Genomic DNA, 21,205 nt, shown 5'->3' with positions numbered 1-21,205 from the left:
CTCAGAAGGTTTTCAGGAATTCGATCAGCGCCAGCTTGTCGCTATCGCTCAGCCCGGCTTCGCCCTTCATGTAGCGGGTGCCGAAATAATGGCCGCGGTTGACGACGAAGTCGGGGCAGGTGCTCAGCTCCAGCAGCGGCTGGGCCAGGTTGGCGAATACCTTGCGCGCTTCCTCGTCGCTGGCGTCCTTGGGCAGCGCCTTCAGGTCGTGGATCAGCTTGAGCAATACCGATACCAGCTTTTTGTCGTGTTTCAGCCGCTCGCCCAGGCTGGGGTTTTCCAGCACCAGCTCCAGGTTGGCGATCAGGTTGACCGGGGTGCCGGCCGGGATCGGGCCGATTTCCAGCGAGTCGTCGCCGAACAGCCAGGGCAGATAGCGTTGCAGCGGGCCTTGCAGTTCCTGCAGGGAGTCAGGCAGATAGCCTATCGGCACTCGCAGGTAGCTGCGCGCGGTGGTGCGGTCTATCACGCCCGGCACCTTGTCGCCCAGCACCGAATCCTTCTGCCGGGTTTCCGGCCACAGCATCTGGCGGATGGAGTCGTTGAACGAGTCCATGCGTCCGGCCACCGAGGGGCTGGGGTTGAACTTGCCCACGGTGTTGTTGAGCAGGAAGGGCGCGGTCGACCAGACGCTGATCAGCGAGGCGGGCCGGGTGTAGCCGCGTCCGCCGGCCGGCATCTTGTACTGCCAGGGCTGGCCGGTGAACGGGTTGTGGACGGTGATGCTGCCCACCGACGGCAGGTCCTTGTAGGTTTGCGACGAGAAGTTGTCCCAGATATTGTCCTTCAGCGCATTGCGGGCCAGCGGGCTGCAGGCGTTGGTTTCCAGCAGCGTCACCGGCACGCGCAGCTCGGTGGACAGGTAGTTGTCTTTCAGGAAGTCGTCGGCCAGCACGATTTTCCGCATCTCGGATTTGAAGCGCTCGGTCTTGGTCGACTCCCAGTACTTGTTGAAGCAGCTCAGGTAGTCGGGCCCGGCGCAACCCTGGGTCGGGTCCAGCGCCGGTACTTCGGGCGGCAGCTTGCTGGAGTGGCAGCGCGCGCAGTTTTCGGCGAACACCACCTTGCCGCGGGTCAGCTGGGCGGCGTCCTTGCTAAGGTATTGTTCGCCGCCGGGCGCGTCCTTGAGCTTGTGCGGGTCGGTGCTTTTCAGGAAGAACAGGGCCATGTCGGGCGTCTGGTTTTCCGTGGCCTGCCAGTAGACCGAGTTTTTGTTGGCGACCTTGATCTCTATCGGCGTGATGGTTTTGCCGCCGATCAGCGGACGGAAGTGCAATAGCCATTCTTCGCTGAACAGGCCGATGTTCAGATACACCCGGTTCAATGCGCCAAGCGCCCCGACCGAGTCCGAGCCATCCTTCAGCACGCGCGGCGTCCAGACGGTGTTTGGCGCTTTGTAGAACTGGGTCAGCGGCCCATCCTTGACGAAGTCGTTGAACTGTTTGTTGTCGAGGCCGCCGCCGGCCAGGGTTTCCTTGCCCCAGCGCTTGGCCAGCTCCAGCCGCGGGACCAGGTCGTAGACGGCGTTCATGGTGCGCGGGTTATTGATGGAGTCGGTCGAGATCAGCGAGGTGTCGAGCGTGCCCGGACGCGCGGTATGGAAAAGTTGGAAGGCGAAATTGCCGGGATCGGCCTGCCAGGAGAAGATCCGGTCCACCCAGAAGTACTGCGCGCCGACATTGGAGCTGAGGTTTTCCCACTTCGGATGCTCCGGATTAGCCGGCGGATTCACTGGATTGGGGCCGACGTGGCAGAACGCGCACGACATCCCCACCCGGTAGGGCCGGATCAGGTCCTTGTCGTTGTAATAGCTGGGGTCTTCGTAATAGCGCTTGGGGTCCCATTTTTTCGCCGCGGCTTCGTCGAAGGCGGGGTTGGGGAAAAGCCGCAGTCCCACCACCCCGGTGGCGTAGCCGTAGTAAGAGCCGGCAGGCAGGTTCTTGCCGCGGGCGCCCAGCGCCACGCCGGGATATTTCTGCTCGTTCTCGAAGGGGTCCTTCGGGCAGTTGGCGCTGCGGTGGTCCAGCCACAGGCCGAAACGCTGCGGGTCGGGGCCGGTGGCCTTTTCAAAACAGGGTTCGTTGACCAGGCCCAGGTAGTCCCAGCGGCTGTCCCGGCCGAATTTGAGGCCGGGATGGGAGGACAGGGTCTTGAGCAGGTCGAGGTTGCCGACGCTGACGGTGGCCAGGGTGTCCCACAGCCTATCGTTGCCGCCGGTCCAGACCAGCCAGGTGTTGCGGCCTTTCACTTCGTCGGCATCCAGCTTCACGCCGCTGTCCATCGCGTGGAAATAGTCCTCGTCGGCGGCGGGGAACGATTCCACGGTGCGTTTGGCCTGTTTGGCCTCATCCAGCACGGTGCCGGGCTTGGGCTGCGACTCCTTGCAGCCGGCCAGGCTCAGCAGCACTAGCAGCAGAGCGGGGTATCTTGTCGACATGGCCATCACCTTGGTTCCTGTTTTTATCGTCACAACGGGACATGCCTTTTGCATGGCTCCCGGCCTGTTCTTGCATATAGCACAGGGGGATGCGGCGAGGCGGCGGCGTCCGGAGCCGCTTGGCCAATGCGTATTGCTACGGGTGGCGATCCGGGCGGCGATGGCGGATATTCAGAAATTGCCGCGGCGCCAAGCGGCTGCGGCGGCGATGGCGATAGGTTGGCAGATGGCAGGATTTTTGCAGTTTTCTTTCAGGTATTCGATGCCATGCCGTCTGGCTTGACCACCGGCCTGCTGCTTGGGTGATGCATGATTGGTCTGCGATGGCTGGACCTGTCCTAAAGTACGAATGACTTCGATGCGGCCGCCGCGGTCGGGAACTTGTCCGCACGGCGTTGCGCATGCGAGTGCCAAAGCGGCTTGAGCCGACAGGCTGCCGGCAAGGCGGTTTGCTCTTGGCGCGGGGTATTTGAAATTTAAAAATGTGCAAACTATACATCTTTTAAAGGTGTATGTATCATGCATTTTTAATTTCATGTCCCGGCCCTGCGAAAGGGGGAGCGTATGCGATCGACACGGCGTTTATGGGGATGGCTGGCACTGGTGTGCCTGCTGTCGTTTTCGGCCCTGCTTTACATGGGCAGGGAGATTTACCAGGCTGCGCCGCCGATTCCCGCCATGGTGCGGGATGCCGGCGGCAAGGCTTTGTTCACCGGCGAGCAGATCCGCCGCGGCCAGCAAGCCTGGCTGGCGTCCGGCGGCCAGCAATTGGGCACGGTGTGGGGACATGGCAGCTATGTGGCGCCGGACTGGTCGGCCGACTGGCTGCACCGCGAGGCGCTGGCGCTGCGGGAGGATTGGGCGCGGCAGCGTTTCGGCATGGCTTACGCGCAGTTGGATATCGGCCGGCAAGGCATGCTGGACGCCGAACTGCGCCGCGAGATGCGCGCCAACGGCTATGACGCGGCCAGCGGCACGCTGACGCTAAGCGCGGCCCGCGCAGCCGCCGCGCGCGAAACGGCCCGGCATTACCAGGGCCTGTACAGCGCCGATCCGGCCTTCGACACGCTGCGCGAGCAGTACGCGATGACTGCCGACGCGCTGCCGTCGGCCGACGACCGCGTGGCGGTATCGGCGTTCTTCTTCTGGTCCGCCTGGTCCGCCGCCGCCGACCGTCCCGGCGAAGCTGGCGTGTCCTACACCAATAACTGGCCGCATGAGCCGCTGGTCGGCAACGCGCCCACCGCCGCCAACGGCATGTGGTCGATCGCCAGCGTGATCCTGATGCTGGCGGGCATCGCCGCGATGGTGTGGTACCACATGGCCGCCGGCGAAGGCGAGGAGCCCGCGCAGGTGCCGGATGCCGACCCGCTGGGCCGGCTCAAGGCCACGCCGTCGATGCGCGCCACCCGCAAGTATTTTTATGTGGTGATCGGCCTGTTGCTGACCCAGGTGGGCATGGGCGCCATCACCGCTCACTACGCGGTGGAAGGCCACAGCTTCTTCGGCATCCCGTTGGCCGAGGTGCTGCCCTGGGTGGTGAGCCGCACCATCCACACCCAGTTCGGCGTGCTGTGGATCGCCACCGCCTGGCTGGCCACCGGCCTCTACATCGCGCCGCTATTGTCCGGCCATGAGCCCAAGCATCAGAAGCTGGGCGTGGACGCGCTGTTCTGGGCTCTGGTCTTCATCGTCGTCGGTTCCACCGTCACCGGCTGGGTGGGTACCTTGCAGCGTCTGGGCACCGATTTCAGCTTCTGGATCGGCAACCAGGGGCTGGCCTACACCAGCATGGGGCGGGTGTGGCAAATCCTGCTGTTCGTCGGCTTGTTGTTCTGGCTGTTTCTGGTGGCGCGCGCGCTGCTGCCTGCGCTGCGCGATAAGGAAACCGAAGGCCGCAGCCTGATCGCGATGCTGCTGCTGTCCGCGGCCTGCATCGGCCTGTTTTACGCCACCTCGCTGGCCTGGGGCCAGCGCACCCATTATTCGATGATCGAGTACTGGCGCTGGTGGCTGGTGCACCTGTGGGTGGAGGGCTTCTTCGAGGTTTTCGCCACCGCGGTGGTGGCGCTGATCTTCGCGCGGCTGGGCCTGATCCGCATGAGCAGCGCCAACCGCGCCATCGTGCTGGAAACCATGGTTTTCCTGTTCGGCGGCATCCTGGGCACGCTGCACCACCTGTATTTCACCGGCGCTTCCACCGCGGTGATCTCCGTCGGCGCGGTATTCTCGGCGTTCGAGGTGGTGCCGCTGGCTCTGGTGGGTTTCGAGGGCTGGCAGACTTACCGCCGGGCCGGCGCCGCGCCATGGGTGGAGCGCTACAAGTGGGCGATCCTGTGCTTCGTCGCCGTCGGGGGGTGGAACACGGTGGGCGCGGGCCTGCTGGGCTTCGCCATCAATCCGCCGATCTCGCTGTACTACGTGCAGGGCCTGAACATGACGCCGGCCCACGGCCACGCGGCGCTGTTCGGCGTCTACGGCATGCTGGGCATAGGGCTGATGCTGTTTTGCCTGCGCGGGGTGTCTGATGCGCAGCGATGGGACAACCGCCTGCTGAAGCCGGCGTTCTGGCTGCTCAATATCGGCTTGTTCCTGATGGTGTTTCTGTCCATCCTGCCATCCGGCATCTACCAGGCCTGGGCCAGCGTCGAGCATGGCCTGTGGTACGCGCGTTCGCCGGAGGTGGTGCACTCGGCGCTGATGCAGAACCTGGTGTGGCTGCGGGTGCCGGGCGACATCGCGTTCGCGCTGGGCGTGCTGTATCTGGGATGCTTCGCTCTGCGCCTGCTGGGCTGGGGCGGCAAGAAAGCGCTGGCCGAGCAACGCGTGTGAGCGGAGGACTTTTACAAACAGCAAAAGCCGGGCTTGCCCGGCTTTTTCGCGTCTACAGCGTCTTGTACATCAGCGTGGTGGCCTGCAGTTTTTCGCCGCGGCCGTCCCAGGCGTAGCCGGGAATCCGTCCGGCCTCCTGATAGCCCAATGACAGATAGAGCGGTTCGGCATGGTCGCCGCTGGCGGTGTCCAGCGTCAGCAGGCTGCGCTTGCGCAGGCGCGCCTGCGCCTCCAGCTCTGCCATCAAGGCGCGGGCGACGCCCTGGCGGCGGTAGTCCGGATGCACCAAAAGCTTGCATACCTCGGCGCGGTGCGGCTGGTTGGGCGGGGTGCCGCAGTCCAGCTGCGCGCTGCCGGCCAGTTCTCCATCCACCAGCGCGGCCAGCAGCACGCGGCCGCCGCCGGCGACGCCGGGCAGGGTGCTGTCGCGCCAGAAGGCGGTGGCTTGCTCCAGAGTGAAAGGCTGCACGAAATGGATGCTGGCGCCGCCATGCACGCAGGCGTGCAGCAGTTCGGCCATTTCCGGCAGCCAGGCTTCGGTTTGCGCGGCGTCGAGCGCGAAGACTTCCCGGTGCGGCATCTTGATTCTCCTTGTGTCTTGATTTGACGATGGGGTTCGGTCGCGGGAACGACGCAGATCAAGCAAGAAAAAGGCCCGCCGGAGCGGGCCAGCGCCGGCGGGATCAAGGATCGGGCGGCCTGGGCAGAGGCTGCGCGTCCGGCATGTCCGGCGCGCCCCGCTGGACTTCCACCTTGGCCGCCACCGGCGCCGCCTCCGGCCGCCAGCTGTTGCCGCCTTTCTTCACCGGCGGCAGGGCCGGGCGCGCGGGCGGCCGCCAGGGCTGGGCCGGCGTGGCCTGATGGACGATGGGCCGGGTCGGCAAAATGGCGGCAGGCGGCTTGGCGACAGCCGGCGGCGGCGAGGGCGCCTGCGCCGGCCATAGCCGCCAGACCGCGCCGCCGGCCACCGCCGCGGTCAATAGCAGGGCGGCAGTCCAGGCGCGGCGCGGGGTCACCAGCTCACCTGGTCGTTCAGGCTGAGGCTGCCGCTGGCCGGCGTCTGCAGGCTGCGGTTGCCGGACAGGCTTTCCCAAGTCACGCTGCCGTCGGCGTTCTTGCGGTAGTACTTGTAGGCGATCTGCTGGCCGGCCGGCAGGTTGACGCCGTTTTGCCAAGCCGGGTAAGCGGCCGCGTCCAGCGGAATGCCCAGATCGGTGTTCCAGTTGCCCAAAGCGCGCGCGTTGCCGGTGACGTAGATCTGCTGGCCCCATTGGGTGCTGGCGGTCACGTTGATGTCAACCGGCACCTCGCCGGCCTTGGGCGCGGCGCGGCAGTTGTTGTAGCGCGCGCACACCACTTGCGGGATGTCGACCACCCGTCCGGCGTGGATAGAGGCCAGCAGGCTGATGTATTCGCCCATCGCCCAGTTCAGCGGCGCCATCGACTTGGTCGGCGCGCCAGGCAGATAGCCGGCCGGCGTGCTCACCGCCCAGCCGTCCGGCAACATGGCGCTGTTGGACCACACTTGTTCCGGCAGCATGCCTTCCGGCGTGGCCAGCAGCTTCAGCGTGGCGAAGTAGGGCTGGCCGGCGGCAGCGCTGCCTTGGCGGGCGATCTCGTACATGCCGCGCTCGGCGGTGAAGATCGGCCACAGGCGGCCGGCGCCCGTGCCGTTGAAATCGCTGCCGTCGTTGTGTTCGCCGTAGCCGTCGAAGTTGTAGCGGAACCAGGCGTTATACGGCAGGGCGGGCGCGCCGGGCAGCGCCAGATTCTGTCCCAGCACGCTGTCGAACACATTGATGGTGTTGACGATGGTGGGGTCGTTGGCGCGCTTGACGCCCATGCGCACCAGCTCCAGGAAGCCGCCGTCCACCACGCGGCGGGCGTCGTGGCTGCCGCCGCCGTTTTTCACCATCAGCGTTTGCGGCGTGTCCGGCCCGGCGGACGGGTTGAAGCTGGCGCGGTCGGCGCCGCTGCCGGCGCGCGCGGCCGGGTTGATGCGGAGATAGTAGCTGCCGTTGCCGAAGCTGCCGCTGGTGGTGTAGGTCCAGGCGGCGACGCTTTGCTGCCAATAGTCCGCCGCGGACAAATAGCGGCCGGCGCTGGCGTCGTCGCCATTGTTGCGGGCGATGTCGGCGGCGGCCACCAGGCCGGCGATCTCGGCGGCGAGGGTGGACGGCGAATAGCCGGAATTCTCTTCCCAGCGTTCCTGATAGCTCCACGGGCCGGTGGCGACGATGTAGTCGGCGGTCAGCTTGATTTTGGGCCATAGCGGATTGGACACGGCCGACCCTAGCCGCCAGGCCAGCAGGATGGGCATCGCCTGCTCGTCCATCTGGGTGCCTTGCCAGTAAGGCCAGCCGCTGATCCAGGCGTTTTGCGGGAAGCGGCCGACGCGGCTGTAGCCGGCCGCGCAGCCGGCGGCGTTGTATTCGGCCGCGCCGCAGTTGCTGGCCTGCTGCAGGGTGTTGAACAGGTAATTGACCACCGTGGTGGCGGTGGCGGTGTCGCCGGCGGTGGTCAAGGCGTTGGCGAACTTGAACAGGTCGCGCGGCCACACCAGGTGGTAGCCGCCCTGGTTGGCGTCGCCCTGGGTCTCGCCCCACGGCGTGCCGATGCCGGCGATCATCGCGCCGTTGCTCTTGTCCTGCATGGTTTTCAGCGTCATCGCCGCCTGGTAGTAGCGGTCGTCGGCCAGGCCGCCCTGGGTGGACAGGCCGGCGGTGTAGGCGTGCCAGGCCTTGTCGTACTGTTGCTGGGCGGCGGTGAGGTCGGAGCCCAGCGAGGCGGCGGCGCTGTTGACGGCGTCGCTCTGGCTGGCGCCGAAGCCCAGCGCCGCGTCGAAGGACACGCTGGTGGCGGTGGGATCGCCCAGGTCCAGCCAGCCGGTTTGGGCGACGTTGCCGTTGGTGGCCGAGCTATAAGTCCAGTCCATCTTGTTGTCGCCGCTGCCTATCAGATCGGTCCAGCCGTCGCTCTGGCCGACGAAGCCGTTGGACAGCATGGGCTGGCCGTTGACGACTTTCCACGGCTGGCTGGCCATCAGCGCGGAGGCGCGGCTGTTGTGGCTGGCTGCCAGCGCGTAGCCGCCGGCGGCCGCCACGGTCTGCGCGCTGTTGCCGCTGCCGGCGTTGTCGAGATAAGGCTTGAACAGGACGTAGAGATTGAAGTCGCCGACGGTGTGGCCGTTGAGCGCGGTGAAGGTCACGCGCTGGATCAGCGTGTCGTGATTGGGGTCGGCGAAGATGCGCTTGCTGATCTGCCAGTTGTGGCCGCCATTGCCGGTGCTGGCGATCCAGCTCATGGTGCGGGCGTCGGTTTGCCCGGCGGAGTAGGCCTGGCGCTTTTCCTCATCGACGAAAGTCTTGCCGGCGTCGCCCACCAGAAACTGCAAGTCCACCGATTCCGGCGTGTCCAGCACCGGGTAGTACACCTCGGACACCACGCCGCGATAGCCGGTGAAGTAAACCTTGGATGGACTGCCGACGGCGGTGCCGACAAAGGATTTGGCGGCGGGGCCGCGCACCGGCGTGTCGCCGGGGCTGCCGAAGGCTTCGGCGGCATGGGCGAGAGGACTGAACAGGCTGGCGATCAACAAGCCCAGCAGGGCGGGACGCGCAGGTAAGGGGTGGCGCATGAGGTAGTCTCCATTTGTAGTTTTGTCTGCCCTCGACTACAGGTTTTGCCTGATGTCAATGTAGTTTTACTACTAAATATATCAAATAAATCTCAAATGGCATGTTCCAATTAAAAGGCATGACTGGCGATGCTGGCGTGAGAGCGGCCGTGAATGGCGCAGCGGGGCCGGCAGAACGGTCAGCAGCAGCCGCTTGGCCCTGGCGCGCCAGTCAAAAAGGCCAGCCAGCAGTCGTGGCGGAATGGCTACGCTGCGGGCAGCCGCTTCGCCGCCGCTTGGCGGCGCCGGCTGTATTTCCTGACATTAACCAAGGGGATTTTCATGAGCCAAACCAAGATGGAATCGAAAGCCGGCATGCAACCCAGACATGGCCAGGTGTTCAAGCCGGAGTCGCGCGGCCAGCTCTGCGTGGACGGCGTCAACGCGCAGTGCCCGCTGCAAAGCTGGCACGTCAATGGCCTGGAAAGCGGCAAGTTTTTCCCGGCGGCGGTGGCCGGCCTGATGGATCCTCTGGCGCCGACCGATACCCCCAACGCGGCGCCGCCGGCCGATGGCAAGATCGCCAGCGCCGGCCAGGCGCACTCGGCGGTGCTGGACGAGCAAAGCGCCGAGCGCTGGGCCAAGCATCCGGCCAAGTCCGGCCAGGAGATGGAGTTTCAGTGGAGCTACCACGCCCGCCACCTGACCCGGCGCTGGAACTACTTCATCACCAAGGCGGACTGGAATCCGAACCAGCCGTTGAGCCGCGCGCAGTTCGAGTCCGAGCCTTTCTACAAGGTGGAGATGAGCGCCCAGCCCTATTGGGAGCACAGCGCCGAACTGATGCCGCCGGAGCCGACCATCCACATGATGCGGATGCCGCAACGGCAGGGCTATCACGTGGTGCTGGCGGTGTGGGAGGTGGCCGATACCGGCAACGCCTTCTATCAGGTGATCGACTTCGATTTCTCTTGAGCCGCGCCGAGTGAAAACCCGGCCGCAGCCTATAGCGGCCACTAAATCGCGATGGTGGTGCTGACAGGGATCAAAATAAGATGTATTATTTTTACATCTTAAATCGGAGGCCTCTCGCAGAGAGGCTTTTTCCGGCGATTAAAGATGTATTTAATATAAATCTTAAAGGAGTCAATATGCTGAGCGCATCCACTCGTGCCCTGGTCAAGGCTACCGTGCCGGTATTGCAACAACACGGCGTGGCGTTGACCAGCCATTTCTACCGCCGCATGTTCGAGCACAATCCGGAGCTGAAACACCTGTTCAACCAGGGTCATCAGCATTCCGGCCAGCAGCAGCAGGCGCTGGCGATGGCGGTGCTGGCCTACGCGCAGCATATCGATGATCCGTCGCCGCTGTTGCCGGTGCTGACCCGCGTCGCGCACAAGCATGTCAGCCTGGGCATCCGCGCCGAGCACTATCCTATCGTCGGCAAGCATTTGCTGGCTTCCATTCGCGAAGTGCTGGGCGATGCCGCCGGCGACGACCTGATCCAGGCTTGGGCCGAGGCCTATGGCCAGTTGGCGGCGTTGATGGCTGGGCTGGAAAACGATTTGTACCGGGACACGGTCAACGCCGATGGCGGCTGGAGCGGCTGGCGGCCGTTCCGGGTGGTGCGCAAGGAGGCGGAGAGCGAGGAAATCGCTTCGTTCTACCTGGAGCCGAGCGACGGCGGCGCCTTGCCCGGCTTCCGGCCCGGCCAGTACGTGTCGGTGAAGCGCTTCGTGCCGGAATGGGGACTGAGCCAGCCGCGCCAGTACAGCCTGTCCGATGCGCCCAACGGCGAGCACCTGCGCATTTCCGTCAAACGCGAGGATGCCGGCCCGGGCAAGCCGGCCGGGCGGATGTCCAATCTGCTGCACCGCGAAGTGGCGGTGGGCGACGTGCTGGAACTGAGCGCGCCGCAGGGCGATTTCTGCCTGAACGAAGACGGCGCCGGGCCGGTGGTGCTGATCAGCGCCGGCGTCGGCCAGACGCCGATGCTGGCGATGCTGGGCCAATTGCTGCGCCAGGGCGGCCAGCGCGAAATCCGTTTCCTGCACGCCGCGCGCCATGGCGGCGCGCATGCGATGAAGCACAAGCTGCGCCAATTGGCGGAGCGCCATGCGCGGCTCAAGCTGCACATCTGCTACGAGCAGCCGCGGGCGCAGGATCTGGCCGGGGTGGATTACCACGCGGCGGGGCGGCTACAACTGGACGCGCTGCGCGAATTGGCGCTGCTGCCGGATGCCGATTACTATCTGTGCGGCCCGCTCGGCTTCATGGATGTCCAGCGCGGCAGCCTGCTGCGGCAGGGCGTGGCGCCGGCGCGCATCCATTACGAGGTGTTCGGCTCCAACCCGTCGGCGGACTGAGCCGGGCCCGGGCCGATTGAGGCGGAGCGCCGATCCGGGGTATGCTGCCGGCCATTGATTCCTGTGAAAACCATCGATGCGGCACTCATCATGCAACTGACCCGTTTCACCGACCTCGGCCTGCGCGTGCTGATGTACCTGACCGGGCTGGAGCCCGGCCAACTGGCCACCATCCCGGAGATCGCCGAGCGCTTCGTCATTTCGCGCAACCACCTGGTTAAGGTGGTGCACTTCATGGCGCAGCAGGGCTGGCTGGCGACCAGCCGCGGCAAGGGCGGCGGCCTGGCGCTGGCGAAACCGCCGGAGCACTACCGGCTGGGCGAGGTGGTGCGCACGCTGGAAGGCTTGTCGCAGTTGATCGACTGCGCCGAGCCGCCGTGCGCGCTGTTCGGCGGTTGCCGGCTGAAAGGGGCGCTGGATGCAGCGCTGCAGGCCTTTTTCCAGACGCTGGACGGCTACACGCTGCGCGACATCATCGCCAGCCCCACCGGCGAGGCCATCATCCGCATGCACCGCGGCTTGTCCGGCGCTCAGGCAGAGGGCGGGCCTTTGAGCTCTATCACATTGCCGTCCGGATCGGGCAGATAGACCGACGGCCCGCGGCCTTCGGCGCCGAAGCGCTGCCTGGCCGGCTCCGCCTCGATGCCATGGCTGGCCAGATGCGCCAGGATGGCGATTTCGTCGAACGGTTCGACGCGCAGGCAGAAATGGTCGACATTGGCGGTGCCGCCGTCGGCCGCCTCGGCGTTCAACAGGTCGATCAACGCGCTGCCGGCGTCCAGATGCACCAGGCCCAGGCTTTCCTGCCGCTTCACCACCCCGCAGCCCAGCACTTCGCGGTAAAACCGCGCCGAGTCTTCCGGGTCGCGTACCCGCAGCACGATATGGTCTATCCCTCTGATAGCGAATGGCGTCATGGCTTGCTCCTTTGCATGTCATATGCGTAGCTGGATGTTAGGCCGGCGGGCGCCGCCTGGGAATTTGCCTTTTCAAATCGCGCCGATAGCGAAACGGTACAATGGCCGGCCGCCGGGAGGGCGGCGCAAAGAAGAAAGAGCGCGTGGAACTGATATCGAATTTATTGCGGATGGGCGGCTTGTTCGCCTTGACCGCGCTGGCGGAAATCGTCGGCTGCTATCTGCCCTGGCTGGTGTTGCGCCAAGGCAAGCCGGTTTGGCTGTTGGCGCCGGCGGCGGCATCGCTGGCGCTGTTCGCCTGGTTGCTGACGCTGCACCCGGCCGCCGCCGGCCGCGTCTACGCGGCTTACGGCGGGGTTTACATCACGGTGGCGCTGGGCTGGCTGTGGCTGGTGGACGGCATCCGGCCGGACCGCTGGGACGCGTTGGGCTGCGGGCTGGCGCTGGCCGGGATGGCGGTGATCATGCTGGCGCCGCGCGGCTGATGGACGGGTTTCAGGCCTGCCGCGCCGCTGTCGGCGGTTGGGAAGCCTGAGCCGCGGCGCGCCGGGACGCGAACAGGCCCAGCGCGATCAATGCGGCGCCGGCCAGCTGGATAGGCGCGGATTTGCCGCCGCCCGCAGCCAGGTGGTCGATCAGCACGCCAGCCAGCATCTGGCCGGCGATCACCAGCAGCGCGGTTTTCATCGTGCCCAGCCGCGGCAGCGCGAAGCTGTTGAGCGCGACGAACAGCGCGCCGATGACGCCGCCGCACCAGGCGTGCCAGGGGGCGTGCGCCGGCAGGCGCGGCATTGCCCCCGACGCGGCCAGCAGCAGGCTGAGAAACAGCAGGCCGCCCAGATGGTTCCAGAACGACGCGGCCAGCGCGCCGCGATGTTGGCCCAGTTTGCCGTTGACGGCGCGGCTGCCGCCTATGCACAGGCCGTTGGCGATGGCGGCGGCGATGACGATCAGCATGACTCAGGCTCCGAAAATCAGTATCGCGCAACCGGCCAACACCAGCAGCGCCGCCAGCGCATCGCTGCGGCCCAGCCGGCGCCGCGGCATGCCGAGCCAGCCGAAATGGTCCGCCAGCAGGCCGAAGAGCACCTGCCCGACCATGGCCAGAGCCAGCGTGCCGGCCAGGCCCAGCGGGCTGTTGACGGCGATGGCGGCCAGCGCCACCGTCAGCGCGCCAGGCACGCCGCCCAGATACGCCCAGCGCGGCGCCGGTCCGGCGGCAGGCCCGGGACGCCGCCAGGCCGCCCATAGCAGCCAGGCGGCGAAGGCGCCTGCGGCGTGGGCGATCCAGGAGGCGGTCAACGGATCGCTGGCGGCGGCCAGCCGGCTGTTGCAGTGGATCATCAGGGCCAGCAGCGCGCCGGCGGACAAGGCCAGCGCGGCCAGCGCGTAATCGCTGAGCGGCCGGGCGGGCAGGGGATGGGAGGGCATGGCGAAATCCTTTTTTTGAATCCGCGCGCCGCGCGGCCGGCTGGCTTGACGGTTGGAGAGGCGGGATGCCGGAACTGTACATTGTGTCCCATTGACTGATAATCCGTATTTGTGGAAACTAATTTCGGATAAAAAGTGGACAATTGAATGGAGCATTTCACCGCGATGCCGATCTTCGTCGCCGTGGTCGAGGCCGGCAGTTTCTCTGCCGCCGCCGAACGGCTGGGGCTGACCAAATCCGCGGTCAGCAAGCGCGTCCAGCAACTGGAGGCCGGGCTGAACGTGCGCCTGCTGCAGCGCACCACCCGCAGCCTGAGCCTGACCGAAGCCGGCGAGCGCTATTACGACCGCGCCCGCGCCGCCCTGGCGCTGGCGAATGAGGCGGAAGAGGCGGCCGCCGGCCTGCAGGGGCGGCCGCAAGGCTTGCTGCGCGTCGCCGCGCCGATGGCTTTCGGCCGCCTGCACCTGTCGCCGCTGGTGGCCGAATTCCTGCGCCGCTACCCGGACATCCAGCTGGATCTGGCGATGGACGACCGGATGGTGGACCTGGTGGAGGGCGGTTACGACCTGGCGGTGCGCATCGGCAATTTGCCGGATAACCGCATGGTGGCGCGCCGTCTGGCGCCGTGCCGGGTGGTGGTGTGCGCGTCGCCAGCCTATCTGGCCGCGCATGGCGCGCCGGCGCATCCGGCGGAGCTGGTCGGGCACAACTGCATCCATTATTCCTATTACCGCGGCGGCGCCAGCTGGGTTTTCAGCGGGCCGGACGGCGAAATCCGCGTGCCGCCGCGCGGCAATTACCAGGTCAACAACAGCGAGGCCAGGCGCGACGCGCTGCTGGCCGGACTGGGCATTTGCGAAATGCCCACTTTCATCGTCGGCGCGGACCTGGCGGCCGGCCGGCTGGTGGAGGTGCTGAGCGCTTACCCGCTGCCCGCGCACGCCGTCCACGCGGTGTATCCGCAGCGCGGCCTGCCGGCCAAGGCGCGCGCCTTCATCGATTTTCTGGACGAAAAACTGGGCGGCGACGCGCCGCCGTGGGATGCCGGCCTGACCGCGTCCCCATCCGCCGAAAGAGACCCAATATGAGCAAACGCTATCGGATGGCGCTGGTGTGGCTGCGCCGCGACTTGCGGCTGGACGACCACGCCGCCTTCTACCACGCGCTGAAGCTCAGCGAGGCGGCGGCGCCGGTGTTCGTGTTCGACGCCGCGATTCTGGACGCGCTGCCGCGCGACGACCGCCGCGTCGATTTCATCCACCAGAGCGTGGCGGCGCTGAAGGCGGAGCTGAACGCGCTGGGCGGCGATCTGCTGGTGCGCCATGGCCTGCCGGCCGACGAAATCCCGAAGTTGGCGGCGCAACTGGGCGCCGACGCGGTGTTCTGCAACCGCGACTACGAGCCGGCGGCGCGCGAACGCGACGCCGAGGTGGCGCGGCGCTTGTCCGAGCGCGGCATCGCTTTCCATGCGGCGAAGGACCAGGCGATCTTCGACACCGACGAGGTGCTGACCGGCGCCGGCAAGCCGTTCTCGGTGTTCACGCCGTACAAGAACGCCTGGCTGAAAACGCTGACGCCGTTTCATCTGCAGGCCTATCCGGTGCGGCGCTATCTGGACGCGCTCTTGCCGCGCCAGGCCGAGGCGATGCCGAGCCTGGCCGACATCGGCTTTCTGCCCAGCGATCTGTCCGCGCTGCCGGTGCGGGCGGGCGCGGACGGCGCGGAGGCCTTGTTCGCCGACTTCACCAGCCGGATCGGCCGATACAAGACGCAGCGCGACTTCCCCGGCGTCAAGGGCGTGTCCTATCTCAGCGTCCACCTGCGTTTCGGCACCATCTCCATCCGCCGGCTGGCGGCCTATGCCTGGCATGACGGCGGCGAGGGCGCGATGACCTGGCTGAGCGAGCTGATCTGGCGCGATTTCTACCAGCAGGTGCTGTGGCATCGGCCGGATGTGGTGGGCCACGCGTTCAAGCCGGAATACGACGCGCTGCCGTTTCCCAATGATGCGGATTGGTTCGCGGCCTGGCGGGAAGGGCGCACCGGCTATCCGCTGGTGGACGCGGCGATGCGGCAGCTGAACCGCAGCGGCTACATGCATAACCGGCTGCGCATGGTGGCGGCCAGCTTTCTGGTGAAAGACCTGTTGATAGACTGGCGCTGGGGCGAGCGCTATTTCGCCGAGAAACTGCTGGACTTCGACCTAGCGGCCAATAACGGCGGCTGGCAGTGGGCGGCCAGCACCGGCTGCGACGCCCAGCCTTATTTCCGCATTTTCAACCCGGTCAGCCAGAGCGAGAAGTTCGACCCCGACGGCCGCTTCATCCGCCGCTACGCGCCGGAGCTGGCGCGGCTGCCGGACAAGCTGATCCACGCGCCGTGGCAGGCGAAGCCGGAGCAGCTGCGCGACGCCGGCATCCAGTTGGGGCGCGACTACCCGCACCCCATCGTCGACCACGCCGCGCAGCGCGAGCTGGCGCTGGCCTTGTTCAAGCGCTGAGCTCGTCCCACTGGCCGCCTTCCAGCAGCTGCCGGCGATAGCGTTCCGGCGACGCGCCCAGCTGTTTCTGGAACATGGCGATGAAGGCCGACGGCGTGGCGTAGCCCAGCCGCGCCGAGATGTCCTGCACGCTGTCGCCCTGCTTCAGCCGCGACAGCGCCTCCAGCAGCCGCGCCCGGCCGCGCCACTGGCCGAAGCTCATGCCCAGCTCGCGCTGGAACAGCCGTGCCAGCGTGCGTTCGGTGCTGAACACCCGTTCCGCCCATGCTTTCAGCGGCGTCGCGTCGCTCGGGTCGTGGCGGATGGCGTCCAGTATCGGCCGCAGCAGTTTCTGGCCGCTGTCCGGCAGATAGCTGGCCTCGCGGCCCGATTCCAGCAGCCGCTGGCATAGCAGCTCGGCCTGGCGGATGTCCCATGGATCGACGGGAGAGACGATGCGGCGCTGGGCGAAATCGTCGAGCAGCGCGCGCACCAGCGGCGTCTGTTCGATCAGGCAGGTGTGGGCCGGCAGCCGCGCGGCGATGTCGCCGCTGACGTAGATCGAGATGTAGTGCATGGCTTGCCGCACATAAGCGGCGTGTGGCACTTCCGGCGGCGTCCACAGCAGGTATTGCGCCGGTGCCACCACCTTGCCGTCGTCCAGCAGCAGCTCCACCAGGCCCAGATTGATGCGGCTGAGCTGGCCCCAGCGGTGGCGGTGGCGGGCGAATTCGCTTTTCGGCGTGAAGCGGTGGTAGCGGAAGGTCAGCGGCGCGGGTTCCGGCAGCGCGGCGTCGCTGGCGAAGTAGTCGTCCTGGTCGGGGAGCATCTTGTCCGGTTTGCCTGAGCGGATTGTCTGTTTTGCATTATATCGTCCATAACGGACGACTTTAGAATGGATGGCATCGAATAGAAGGAGGCTGTGATGGCCATGCTGTTTCCCCTGCTGGCGGTGCTGATCTGGGCCGCCAACGTGATTGTCTCCAAAGCCGCCGCGAACGTGCTGGACCCGGCGGCGATCTCCATTTACCGCTGGCTGGTGGCGGCGTTGGTGCTGACGCCGTTCTGCCTGCCGACGGTGCGCCGCCGCGCGCGCGAGCTGAAGCCCTGGCTGGGCAAGTTTCTGGCGCTGTCGGCGTTGGGCATGGTGATGTTCCAGTGCCTGGCCTATTACGCGGCGCACAGCACCAGCGCCACCAATATGGGGGTGATCACCGCGATGGTGCCGCTGCTGGGCCTGCTGCTGAACGCCGCGGTGTTCCGCCAGAAGGTATCCGCGCCGGCCTGGCTGGGCGTGGCGGTGTCGCTGTCCGGCGTGGTGTATCTGCTGGGCAAGGGCGATCCGCTCGGCCTGTTGTCCAACGGCATCAATATCGGCGACGGGCTGATCCTGGCCGGCGCGGCGTCCTACGCGCTGTACGGCATTTTGCTGCGGCGCTGGGCGCCGCCGTTCGGCTCCTGGGTCAACCTCTATCTGCAGGCCAGCCTGGCGGTGCTGCTGTTGCTGCCGCTCACGCTGACCGCGCGCAGCATGGCCATTCCGGCCGAGGGCGCGGGGCTGGTGCTGTTCGCCGGCATCGGCTCCTCGCTGTTTGCCGCCTATCTGTGGATGCACGGCATCCAGAAGCTGGGCAGCGACCGCACCGCCATCTTCATGAACCTGTTGCCTTTGTTCACCGCCTTGATGGCCAGCGCGATGCTGGGCGAGACCATCCACCATTACCACTGGGTCGGCGGCGGCCTGATCCTGCTGGGCGTGGCGATGGGGCAGGGGGTTTTGCGGTTGCGGCCGGCGCGCAGGGAGGCTTTTGTAAATAAATAATACATTTTGTTCACAAAAATTTACCGTGGCGATTTGGCTTTTTATTGCGCGCATAGTGCAGTTGCGGGATGAAATTTTTTGCTGAGAGAGGCGGCGCGGCGGCTTGTGGCAGTTTGCTGCCGGCCGGCCTGTTGCGCCGCAAAATCGCGATGTCATCAGGTGGTTGACGTGTTTTCCGCCGCGGGATTAACATCGCGGCGTTTTCGTTACTGGGGGCTGATGCCTTGGAAAGTTGCAGTAGTAGTTGGTTAACGACAGGGTCGTGCCGACCGGCAAAGGCATAGCTTCCATTCTGAATGGCCGCTGTCTTGCCGCGAGGCGAGACGGTGCGCATCTTGGGCAGCCATACGGGCTGCCGCCGCGTATCTACCCATACCATTGTTGCTAGTTACTGCTTGATTACTGCGCTCCGCCATGCACGGAGCGCCGAGTCAGGTTTGCGCATGCCGCGTTTGCCGCGGACGGCGGCTGGTGCCCCGTTCCGATGGCGAGGCCGCGCCATGCCCGCATGCCTTCGTTTGCTTGCAAAACGACGGGCGGCCCTCCCTTGGCCGCCGGTCGGGAGATGACAATGACCAATCCAATCAAAAACGAAGCTGTACTGGATAGCGCCCACATCGGCGACATCCGCGGTGCGTTCGGCACCATCCGCCACGGCGATGTGGCGGCTCGCAAGGGCATCTGGCAGCGTCTGCGCACGCTGCTGGCCATCCTGGGCCCCGGCCTGATCGTGATGGTGGGCGACAACGACGCCGGCGCCTTCAGCACCTATTCGCAGGCCGGCCAGAACTACGGCACTTCCCTGCTGTGGACGCTGATCCTGCTGATCCCGGTGCTGTACGTGAACCAGGAAATGGTGCTGCGCCTGGGCGCGGTCACCGGCGTCGGCCACGCCCGGCTGATCCTGGAGCGCTTCGGCAAATTCTGGGGCGCTTTCAGCGCCATCGACCTGTTCCTGCTGAACGCGCTGACCATCGTCACCGAATTCATCGGCATCACGCTGGCGCTGCAGTACCTGGGCTTGCCCAAGGAGTGGGGGGTGGTGGCGGCCGCGCTGCTGGTGATGGCCGCGGCCAGTACCGGCGATTTCCGCCGTTTCGAGCGCTTCTCGATGATATTGGTGGTGTTCAGCCTGCTGCTGGTGCCGGTGTTCATGATGGTGCACCCGCCGATGGCGCAGATCGGCCATGACCTGTTCGTGCCCGGCATGCCGGCCGGCGGCAAGCTGTCCGACGTGATGTTGCTGATCATCGGCATCGTCGGCACCACCGTGGCGCCGTGGCAGCTGTTCTTTCAGCAAAGCTACGTGATCGACAAGCGCATCACGCCGCGCTTCATCAAGTACGAGCGCGCCGACCTGTGGCTGGGCATCGTGATGGTGCTGATCGGCGCCATCGCCATCATCGCCATGGCCGCCGCGCTGTTCGCCGGCAAGCCGGAATTCGGCAATTTCCAGGACGCCGGCGCCGTGGCCGCGGGCCTGGGCAAGTACCACAGCCATCTGGCCGGCGTGCTGTTCTCGGTGGCCTTGATCGACGCCAGCCTGATCGGCGCCAGCGCGGTATCGCTGTCCACCGCCTATGCGCTGGCCGACGTGCTGAACATGAAGCACTCGCTGCACCGCAAGCCGAGCGACGCGCGCGCTTTCTACCTGGTTTACTTCCTGCTGATCGCCGGCGCCGCCGCGCTGGTGCTGATTCCGGGCGTGCCGCTGGGCCTGCTGACCAACGCGGTGCAAACCCTGGCCGGCGTGCTGCTGCCGTCCGCATCGGTGTTCCTGCTGCTGCTGTGCAACGACAAGGAAGTGCTGGGCCCGTGGGTGAACGGCCGCTGGACCAATCTGTTCACCGGCGCCGTCGCCGCGGTGCTGGTGCTGCTGTCGGTGATCCTGACCGCTTCCGTGCTGTGGCCGGACATCAGCAGCCAGACCATCATCAACATCCTGGTGGGCGGCGGCATCGTCGGCGGCATCGTGGTGATCGCCGCGCACACCGTCAAGCTGCGCCGCGACGCCGAAACCGGCGCCGACCTGGCCGAAGAAGCCAAGCCGAGCAAGCTGTACATGCACAACTGGCGAATGCCGCCGCTGGCGCAACTGAAGCCCATGGTGCTGTCGCGCAGCAACCGTCTGTGGATGGGCGTGCTGCGCGGCTATCTGGTGGTGGCGGTCATCATGGTGGTGTACAAGGTGGCGGAGGTCGCCTTGCTCGCCCACTGACAGGCGGGTTAAGGTGTGGCCGGCGACGCGGATTCCGCGCGCCGGCGGTGCGAAGCCGCCCCTTATGGGCGGTTTTCGCATTAGGGCCTGGGCATGGTGGTTTTCATCGAATGCCACGATGCACGTACCTTAGACAACAACATTCAACAAGCAGGAGGGCGCATGCATTACAACCTGCACAATCTGTTCGATCTTGATCTGTTCGGCATGTTGCATACCTTGATCTGCCTGGCGACGGCCTTCGTCTCCGGCACCGTGATCGGCCTGGAGCGGCAATACCGCCAGCGCACCGCCGGCTTGCGCACCAACGCGCTGGTGGCGGTGAGCGCGGCGGCCTTCGTCAACATGGCCTTGCAACTGGATGGAGCCGGCAGCGCTTCCCGCGTGGTGGCCTACGTGGTGTCCGGGGTGGGCTTCCTCGGCGCCGGCACCATCATGAAGGAAGGGCTGAACGTGCGCGGCCTGAACACCGCCGCCACGCTGTGGGGCTCGGCCGCCACCGGCGCCTGCGCCGGGGCGGGCATGCTGGGCCAGGCGCTGCTCACCACGCTGTTCGTGCTGGCGGTGAATACGCTGCTGCGGCCGGTGGTGAATTCCATCAACCGCCGGCCGATCGACGATGAAACCAGCGAAGTCACCTATCAGTTGTGCGTGATCGCCAGCCGCGACGAGCAGAAGCGGGCGCTGGCGCAGGTGGGCGAGCTGCTGGAGCAGGCCAACTACCCGGTGGGCGACCTGGACGTGGAATCGTTCAGCGACGACGAGGTGGAGATGACGGCCACCTTGCTGGCGACATCGGTGGATTCCGACGAGCTGGACCGCATCGCCGCCGCGCTGGCCGCCCATCCCTACATCAGCCAGGCGTACTGGAACACCAGCACCAGCGAGTGAGCGCCGGCCTTCGCCAATATGCAGCCGCCGCGGCGAGAGCCGGGCGGCTTTTTTCATGGCGCGCCGCGCAGAATGGCCGGCGTCGCGCCTTGTCCGGGGTCAAAGTTCATGACGGAGAGTGTTACAATCAGAACCAGGTTTTTAGTTGCCGCTGGGCGCAGGCAGAGCGAGGCGCCGGCGGCGGGGTAATTC

At 66.1% G+C, this 21,205-nt stretch carries 20 protein-coding genes; 10 read left to right on the top strand and 10 right to left on the bottom strand.

Annotated elements, in window-relative coordinates:
- Nucleotide 1: 1 nt before the first annotated feature.
- Both MY55_RS02065 and MY55_RS23240 read right to left on the bottom strand, forming a co-directional pair.
- The gene (locus MY55_RS02065; RefSeq protein WP_208856011.1) at nucleotides 2–2,437 is read right to left on the bottom strand and encodes a hypothetical protein; all 2,436 of its coding nucleotides are present in this window, start codon (nucleotides 2,435–2,437) and stop codon (nucleotides 2–4) included.
- Nucleotides 2,438–2,608: 171 nt separating this feature from the next.
- A complete protein-coding gene (locus MY55_RS23240) occupies nucleotides 2,609–2,974 on the bottom strand; it encodes a hypothetical protein (RefSeq protein WP_146008360.1) in 366 nt (121 codons plus the stop codon).
- Nucleotides 2,975–3,001: 27 nt separating this feature from the next.
- Here MY55_RS23240 and MY55_RS02060 point away from each other — a divergent pair, with 27 nt between their 5' ends.
- Nucleotides 3,002–5,269: a nitric-oxide reductase large subunit gene (locus MY55_RS02060; protein ID WP_065201887.1), complete on the top strand. Its 2,268-nt coding sequence runs from the start codon at nucleotides 3,002–3,004 to the stop codon at nucleotides 5,267–5,269.
- Nucleotides 5,270–5,321: 52 nt separating this feature from the next.
- Here the strand turns inward: MY55_RS02060 and MY55_RS02055 are convergent, their stop codons facing one another.
- The 3 genes from MY55_RS02055 to MY55_RS02045 form a co-directional block, all read right to left on the bottom strand.
- Nucleotides 5,322–5,849, bottom strand: coding sequence for a GNAT family N-acetyltransferase (locus tag MY55_RS02055; protein ID WP_065201886.1), 528 nt, complete (start codon nucleotides 5,847–5,849; stop codon nucleotides 5,322–5,324).
- A gap of 103 nt (nucleotides 5,850–5,952) precedes the next feature.
- Nucleotides 5,953–6,285: a hypothetical protein gene (locus tag MY55_RS02050; protein ID WP_208856010.1), complete on the bottom strand. Its 333-nt coding sequence runs from the start codon at nucleotides 6,283–6,285 to the stop codon at nucleotides 5,953–5,955.
- Nucleotides 6,282–8,906: a glycoside hydrolase family 15 protein gene (locus MY55_RS02045; protein WP_065201885.1), complete on the bottom strand. Its 2,625-nt coding sequence runs from the start codon at nucleotides 8,904–8,906 to the stop codon at nucleotides 6,282–6,284. The genes MY55_RS02050 and MY55_RS02045 overlap by 4 nt, the downstream gene beginning before the upstream one ends.
- Before the next feature lie 321 nt (nucleotides 8,907–9,227).
- On the opposite strand from MY55_RS02045, the gene MY55_RS02040 reads away from it, so the two are divergent.
- The 3 genes from MY55_RS02040 to MY55_RS02030 all read left to right on the top strand — a co-directional run bounded on the left by MY55_RS02040 (nucleotide 9,228) and on the right by MY55_RS02030 (nucleotide 11,842).
- Nucleotides 9,228–9,860 carry a lytic polysaccharide monooxygenase auxiliary activity family 9 protein gene (locus MY55_RS02040; RefSeq protein WP_052258429.1) on the top strand — a complete coding sequence of 211 codons (633 nt, stop codon included), beginning with the start codon at nucleotides 9,228–9,230 and terminating at the stop codon, nucleotides 9,858–9,860.
- Between the two features lie 176 nt (nucleotides 9,861–10,036).
- Nucleotides 10,037–11,254 carry an NO-inducible flavohemoprotein gene (gene hmpA, locus MY55_RS02035; protein WP_043580735.1) on the top strand — a complete coding sequence of 406 codons (1,218 nt, stop codon included), beginning with the start codon at nucleotides 10,037–10,039 and terminating at the stop codon, nucleotides 11,252–11,254.
- Nucleotides 11,255–11,344: 90 nt separating this feature from the next.
- The gene (locus MY55_RS02030; RefSeq protein ID WP_080509483.1) at nucleotides 11,345–11,842 is read left to right on the top strand and encodes an Rrf2 family transcriptional regulator; all 498 of its coding nucleotides are present in this window, start codon (nucleotides 11,345–11,347) and stop codon (nucleotides 11,840–11,842) included.
- Here the strand turns inward: MY55_RS02030 and MY55_RS02025 are convergent.
- Nucleotides 11,785–12,171, bottom strand: a complete 387-nt coding sequence (locus MY55_RS02025) for a VOC family protein (protein WP_065201884.1) — start codon at nucleotides 12,169–12,171, stop codon at nucleotides 11,785–11,787. The genes MY55_RS02030 and MY55_RS02025 overlap by 58 nt on opposite strands.
- Before the next feature lie 170 nt (nucleotides 12,172–12,341).
- Between MY55_RS02025 and MY55_RS02020 the strand changes: the two genes are divergently transcribed.
- Entirely contained in the window at nucleotides 12,342–12,656 is a 315-nt protein-coding gene (locus tag MY55_RS02020; protein WP_230623453.1) for a YnfA family protein, read from the top strand.
- Nucleotides 12,657–12,666: 10 nt separating this feature from the next.
- Here the strand turns inward: MY55_RS02020 and MY55_RS02015 are convergent, their stop codons facing one another.
- Nucleotides 12,667–13,128, bottom strand: coding sequence for a DMT family transporter (locus tag MY55_RS02015; RefSeq protein WP_047243413.1), 462 nt, complete (start codon nucleotides 13,126–13,128; stop codon nucleotides 12,667–12,669).
- 3 nt (nucleotides 13,129–13,131) lie between these two features.
- On the bottom strand, nucleotides 13,132–13,602 hold the full coding sequence (locus MY55_RS02010; RefSeq protein WP_065201883.1) for a DMT family transporter: 471 nt from the start codon (nucleotides 13,600–13,602) through the stop codon (nucleotides 13,132–13,134).
- Nucleotides 13,603–13,749: 147 nt separating this feature from the next.
- Here MY55_RS02010 and MY55_RS02005 point away from each other — a divergent pair, with 147 nt between their 5' ends.
- A complete protein-coding gene (locus MY55_RS02005) occupies nucleotides 13,750–14,691 on the top strand; it encodes a LysR family transcriptional regulator (RefSeq protein ID WP_047237571.1) in 942 nt (313 codons plus the stop codon).
- Nucleotides 14,688–16,103, top strand: coding sequence for a cryptochrome/photolyase family protein (locus MY55_RS02000; RefSeq protein WP_065201882.1), 1,416 nt, complete (start codon nucleotides 14,688–14,690; stop codon nucleotides 16,101–16,103). Before MY55_RS02005 ends, MY55_RS02000 begins: the two co-directional genes overlap by 4 nt.
- On the opposite strand, the gene MY55_RS01995 is transcribed toward MY55_RS02000, so the two are convergent.
- Nucleotides 16,093–16,911 carry an AraC family transcriptional regulator gene (locus MY55_RS01995; protein WP_065201881.1) on the bottom strand — a complete coding sequence of 273 codons (819 nt, stop codon included), beginning with the start codon at nucleotides 16,909–16,911 and terminating at the stop codon, nucleotides 16,093–16,095. The genes MY55_RS02000 and MY55_RS01995 overlap by 11 nt on opposite strands.
- A 96-nt stretch (nucleotides 16,912–17,007) precedes the next feature.
- On the opposite strand from MY55_RS01995, the gene MY55_RS01990 reads away from it, so the two are divergent.
- Complete coding sequence (locus tag MY55_RS01990; RefSeq protein WP_043574192.1) at nucleotides 17,008–17,904, top strand: DMT family transporter; 897 nt, start codon at nucleotides 17,008–17,010, stop codon at nucleotides 17,902–17,904.
- Nucleotides 17,905–17,914: 10 nt separating this feature from the next.
- Here the strand turns inward: MY55_RS01990 and MY55_RS23235 are convergent, their stop codons facing one another.
- Nucleotides 17,915–18,238 (bottom strand): hypothetical protein, encoded by a 324-nt coding sequence (locus tag MY55_RS23235; RefSeq protein WP_152681915.1) that lies wholly within the window; start codon nucleotides 18,236–18,238, stop codon nucleotides 17,915–17,917.
- A 237-nt stretch (nucleotides 18,239–18,475) separates the two neighbouring features.
- On the opposite strand from MY55_RS23235, the gene MY55_RS01985 reads away from it, so the two are divergent.
- Nucleotides 18,476–20,122, top strand: coding sequence for an Nramp family divalent metal transporter (locus tag MY55_RS01985; protein WP_043574194.1), 1,647 nt, complete (start codon nucleotides 18,476–18,478; stop codon nucleotides 20,120–20,122).
- Between the two features lie 162 nt (nucleotides 20,123–20,284).
- Nucleotides 20,285–21,013: an MgtC/SapB family protein gene (locus MY55_RS01980; RefSeq protein WP_047237568.1), complete on the top strand. Its 729-nt coding sequence runs from the start codon at nucleotides 20,285–20,287 to the stop codon at nucleotides 21,011–21,013.
- Nucleotides 21,014–21,205: the final 192 nt, after the last annotated feature.

This window comes from Chromobacterium subtsugae, from assembly GCF_001676875.1.
GTDB classification, from domain to species: Bacteria; Pseudomonadota; Gammaproteobacteria; order Burkholderiales; family Chromobacteriaceae; genus Chromobacterium; species Chromobacterium subtsugae.
Note: the sequence above shows the minus strand (reverse complement) of the source record. Positions and strands in the feature narration are given on the sequence as shown.